This is a genomic window from Halomonas urmiana, from assembly GCF_005780185.1.
Classification (GTDB): Bacteria; Pseudomonadota; Gammaproteobacteria; order Pseudomonadales; family Halomonadaceae; genus Halomonas; species Halomonas urmiana.
Genome location: NZ_VBUI01000072.1, coordinates 1 through 924, shown reverse-complemented (window position 1 = coordinate 924; position 924 = coordinate 1). Strand labels below are relative to the sequence as shown.

At 69.5% G+C, this 924-nt stretch carries 1 protein-coding gene; it reads left to right on the top strand.

What is annotated here, in order from left to right:
• Positions 1–7: 7 nt before the first annotated feature.
• Positions 8–924 (top strand): electron transfer flavoprotein subunit alpha/FixB family protein (locus tag FEI13_RS18795; protein WP_138183014.1); only part of this gene is annotated, 917 nt, incomplete at its 3' end.

The window sequence follows — 924 nt, the reverse complement described above, 5'->3', positions numbered from 1 at the left end:
TGATCTCATGAGCATTCTGGTCCTTGCCGAACATCACGACGGCGCCCTGGCCGGCGCCACCGCCCACGTGGTCGCCGCGGCGCAGCAGATCGTCAAAGAGAGCGGTGGCGACATCGACGTGCTGGTGGCCGGCGAGGGTGTTTCCACCATCGCCGAGGCGGCCGCCCAGCTCGACGGCGTCAGCCGCGTGCGCGTGGCCGACCACGCCGCCTACGCCCATCAGCTCGCCGAGCCCCTGGGGGCGCTGCTGGCGGAACTGGCCGACGACTACAGCCACCTGCTGGCGGTGGGCTCCACCACCGGCAAGAACGTGCTGCCGCGCGTCGCCGCGCTGAAGGACGTGGCGCAGCTCTCCGAGATCATCGCGGTGGAGAGCGCCGACACCTTCAAGCGGCCGATCTACGCCGGCAACGCCATCGCCACCGTGCAGAGCGATGACGCCCTGAAGGTGATCACCGTGCGCGCCACCGCCTTCGACGCGGTCGCCTCTCGTGAAGAACAGGGCGGCAGCGCCGCCATCGAAGCGGTGGATTTCGTGGCCGACAACGCCCAGTCCACCTTCGTCGGTGAGGAGCTGGCGCAGAGCGACCGCCCCGAGCTGGGCGCGGCCAAGGTGGTCGTCTCCGGCGGGCGCGGGATGGGCAACGGCGAGAACTTCGCGCTGCTCGACGGCATCGCCGACAAGCTGGGCGCGGCCATCGGCGCCTCGCGCGCCGCCGTGGATGCCGGCTTCGTGCCCAACGACATGCAGGTCGGCCAGACCGGCAAGATCGTCGCCCCGGAGCTCTACATCGCCGTGGGGATCAGCGGGGCCATCCAGCACCTGGCCGGCATGAAGGACTCCAAGGTGATCGTCGCGATCAACAAGGACGAGGAGGCGCCGATCTTCCAGGTGGCCGACTATGGATTGGTTGGCGACCTGTT